The sequence below is a fragment of the Arthrobacter sp. P1_A5 genome, from assembly GCF_056406825.1.
In genome coordinates this window covers 1-3,657 of record NZ_JBFTZL010000271.1, presented here as the reverse complement: position 1 = coordinate 3,657, position 3,657 = coordinate 1, and the positions used below count along the sequence as shown (strand labels likewise).

The following is a 3,657-nucleotide window of genomic DNA, read 5'->3' as shown; positions in this document are numbered from 1 at the left end:
GACGAGGGCACGGTGAGGAAGTCAATGACCTCTTCCACGCGGCCAAGCAACGACGCCTCCAGATCAGCGTAGCTGCGGACAGCCCCCAGGAGTTTCTGCCAGCCGAGGCCGATGTCCTCCTTTGTGGAGTGGGGCCAGCCGAAAGCCATCAGGATCCCGGTCTTCCAGTCCGTGCCGCGGGGGATCACGGGCCACTGCTCGATCCCCAGGACCGCGGGCCGGATGGCCTGCCACACGTCCACGTAGGGGTGCCCCACAATCAGGACGTTGCCGGCGGCGCCCGGTGAGGCCATGACGGCGTCGGCGATCCGCGACTCCTTGGAGTCGGCCACGAGGTGGTCTACGAGTACGCCGAGGCGCCGGCCAGGGCCCGGGCCGAAGTCCGCCACGGCGGCCGCGAGGTCGTCAATGCCGTGCAGGGGCTCGACGACGATGCCCTCCACCCGGAGGTCATCGCCCCACACTTTCTCCACCAGCTCGGCGTCGTGCTTTCCTTCCACCCAGATGCGGCTGGCCTTGGCCACCTGTGCGCGCTGCCCCGCCACCCGCACCGAGCCCGACGCCGTACGGCCGGCCCCGGCGGCCGGTGCCGTCTTCTTCGGGGCCGGCGGCATCAGGCGGATGGGCTGGCCGTCCAAGAGGAAGCCGAAGCCGAGGCGGAAGGACCGCGACTTGCCCCGCCGGTCCTCCAGGGCCACCACGTGCATGCCGCCGGACTTCTCCACCCGGGTGACGGCGCCCACCCAACCGGACTGGACCTCCTCGAGGACCATCCCGCGTTCCACCGGGACTTCCGGCAACTGGGTCTTGGCGGGGGCGGACAGGTCCTGGGGTCCCCAGTTCTGGTACGACATCTCTACACGCTAACTTTGCACTCGGAATCTACGGGCGGTCGGTGGAACTCTCCGGGGGCCGGAACCGGACCGCGACGACGCGGCAACGGCAGCGGCTGCCACGGTCTCGGCGCCGGCGTGACGGGAATCGCGTTCCCGCGGGCCACGCCTGGAGCGAATCCAATGCTAACAACGCGGCGACTCATATTAGACTGGTTAGCACTTAGGCATGTCGAGTGCTAACCCTTGTCCTGTGGCGGGCCGTCCGTGCACCATTTGTGGACCCGGACGGGCGAGGGGAGTGGCACCGGCTGCGGGACAGTCGACAGGAGGTGGAGCGTGAGCGAACCGCGCAAACTCGAAGTGCTGCGCGCCATCGTGGAGGACTACGTCCATTCGCGTGAGCCCGTTGGTTCCAAAGCGCTCGTTGAACGGCACCATCTCGGCGTCTCGAGCGCCACGATCCGAAATGACATGGCGGCGCTGGAAGACGAGGGTCTGATCACGGCACCGCACACGAGCGCCGGCCGGATCCCCACTGACAAGGGCTACCGGCTGTTCGTCGACCAGATCTCGGCGGTGAAGCCGTTGTCGCCGGCCGAGCGCCGGGCCATCCAGGCGCTGCTGGAAGGATCCGAGGACCTCGACGACATCCTTGACCGGACCGTGAGGCTCCTCTCGCACCTGACCAACCAGGTCGCCGTCGTGCAGTATCCGCTGCGCAGCCGCGCCCGGGTGCGGCACATCGAGTTCGTGCTGCTGGCGCCCCGGAAAGTGCTGGCGGTCCTGATCGCGGACACGGGCAAAGTGGAGCAGCGCGTGATCGACGTCGGGCAGGACATTCCCGACGACGCGCTGGCGGAATTGCGGACCAGCTTTCTGGCCAGCCTGTCCGGTACACCGCTGAGCCTGATGCCGCAGCTGCTGCCCGCCGTCGTTGCCGGCGGCCCGCCCGCGCGGCGCGGAGCAGCCCAGGCGCTGGCCCGCGGCCTTGAGGCCCTGGCCACGAGCAGCCGTGAAGAGCGCATGGTCATGGCCGGCACCGCCAACCTGGCCCGCTCCAATGTGGACTTCCCGCTCAGCATCGGCCCCGTGCTGGAGGCCCTCGAGGAACAGGTGGTCATGCTCCGCCTGCTCAGCGAAATGGCCGAAGACCCGCGCGGTGTGACCGTCAGCATCGGCCGGGAAAACCCCTACGACGGTCTCGCCGAGGCCTCGGTCGTGGCCACCGCCTACGGGCCGGACGCCACGGCCAAGGTCGGCGTGCTTGGGCCCACCCGGATGGACTATCCCACCACCATGGCCGCCGTCCGAGCGGTGGCCCGCTACCTTTCGAGGATCCTGGGCCCCTGACAGGCCCGGGACCGAATACGACTTCTTGCCCCACAGGCAGTGCCCCACAGGCAGTACAACAAGGAAGAGATACACACTTTGAGCAGCCACTACGACGTTCTTGGAGTCTCCCGCGACGCATSGGGGGAGGAGATCAAGAAGGCCTACCGGAAACTGGCCCGGACCCTGCACCCGGACGTGAACCCCGGGGAGGACGCCTCGGACAGGTTCAAGGCCGTCACGCACGCCTACGAGGTCCTCTCCGATCCGCAGAAGCGCCGGGTCTATGACACCACGGGCAACGAGAACGGTACCGACAACGGGTTCGGCGGCGGCAGCTACTCGGGCCAGGGCTTCGCCTTCCAGGACATCTTCGAGACCTTCTTCGGCGCCGGTGGCGGCCAGGGCGGCCCGTCGTCCCGGGTCCGCCGCGGCCAGGACGCGCTGATCAGCGTCCGGATCGACCTCCGCGATGCGGTGTTCGGCGTGAACAAAAAGCTCGAGGTCGACACGGCCGTCATCTGCCCCACCTGCGAGGGGTCCTGCTGCCGGGAAGGCACCCACCCGGTCCGCTGCGACATCTGTGGCGGCAGCGGTCAGGTCCAGCGCGCCGTGCGGTCCATCCTGGGCCAGGTCATGACGTCCGCCCCCTGCGGGTCTTGCGAGGGCTTCGGCACCGTCATCAAGGACCCGTGCAACGAATGCAGCGGCCAGGGCCGGATCCGCAGCCGCCGCTCCCTCACCGTCAAGGTCCCGGCCGGCGTGGCCACCGGCACCCGCATCCAGCTGTCCGGCCAGGGCGAGGCAGGCCCCGCCGGCGGCCCCGCCGGGGACCTGTACGTGGAGATCCGGGTCAACAACGACGCCACTTACGTGCGCGAGGGCGATGACCTCCACGCGAGCCTCAACATTCCCATGACGGCGGCCGCGCTCGGCACCGAAATATCCCTCGACACCTTCGACGGACAGCAGGAGATCGATGTCAAGGCCGGCACCCAGTCCGGCGAGATCATCACCCTTCGCGGTCTCGGCGTCACGCACCTGCGCGGCCACGGCCGCGGTGATCTGAAGGTGCACCTGCAGGTGGAAACACCGGTCAAGCTCGATCACGTCCAGGAAGAACTTCTCCGTCAGCTGGCCAAGCACCGCGGCGAGCACCTCACGGAAGGAAAGCTCGCGGCCAGCGGCGGCGTCTTCGCCAAACTGCGGGACCGGCTCGGTAACCTGTAGCGGTGAGCAACCCGGTCTTCTTCACCGCCCCAGGCACCCTGGACCAGCAGGTCCCCGGCTCGGCCTTCGTCCTCGGGGGCACCGAGGCCCGCCACGCCGTCACAGTCAAACGGATCGGCGTCGGCGAAGCCGTCGACATCGCGGACGGCGCCGGCAAGCGCCTGACCGGCACCGTGACAGCCGTCGCTGCCGGGGAGCTGACCGTCGAATGCGTGGGCCTGGCTGAGGAACTACGGCCCGGAACACGGCTGGTCCTGGTCTC

General features: G+C 68.8%; 4 protein-coding genes. 3 read left to right on the top strand and 1 reads right to left on the bottom strand.

Going from position 1 to position 3,657, the window contains the following annotated elements:
* Window positions 1–854: DUF3097 domain-containing protein (locus AC1D1S_RS20110; RefSeq protein ID WP_476995321.1), on the bottom strand; the 854-nt coding region annotated here is incomplete at its 3' end.
* A 318-nt stretch (window positions 855–1,172) separates the two neighbouring features.
* Here AC1D1S_RS20110 and hrcA point away from each other — a divergent pair.
* The 3 genes from hrcA to AC1D1S_RS20095 form a co-directional block, all read left to right on the top strand.
* The gene (hrcA, locus tag AC1D1S_RS20105) at window positions 1,173–2,186 is read left to right on the top strand and encodes a heat-inducible transcriptional repressor HrcA (protein WP_476943603.1); all 1,014 of its coding nucleotides are present in this window, start codon (window positions 1,173–1,175) and stop codon (window positions 2,184–2,186) included.
* Between the two features lie 78 nt (window positions 2,187–2,264).
* Window positions 2,265–3,395 carry a molecular chaperone DnaJ gene (gene dnaJ / locus AC1D1S_RS20100; protein ID WP_476995320.1) on the top strand — a complete coding sequence of 377 codons (1,131 nt, stop codon included), beginning with the start codon at window positions 2,265–2,267 and terminating at the stop codon, window positions 3,393–3,395.
* A 2-nt stretch (window positions 3,396–3,397) separates the two neighbouring features.
* Window positions 3,398–3,657 (top strand): RNA methyltransferase PUA domain-containing protein (locus AC1D1S_RS20095; protein ID WP_476995319.1); only part of this gene is annotated, 260 nt, incomplete at its 3' end.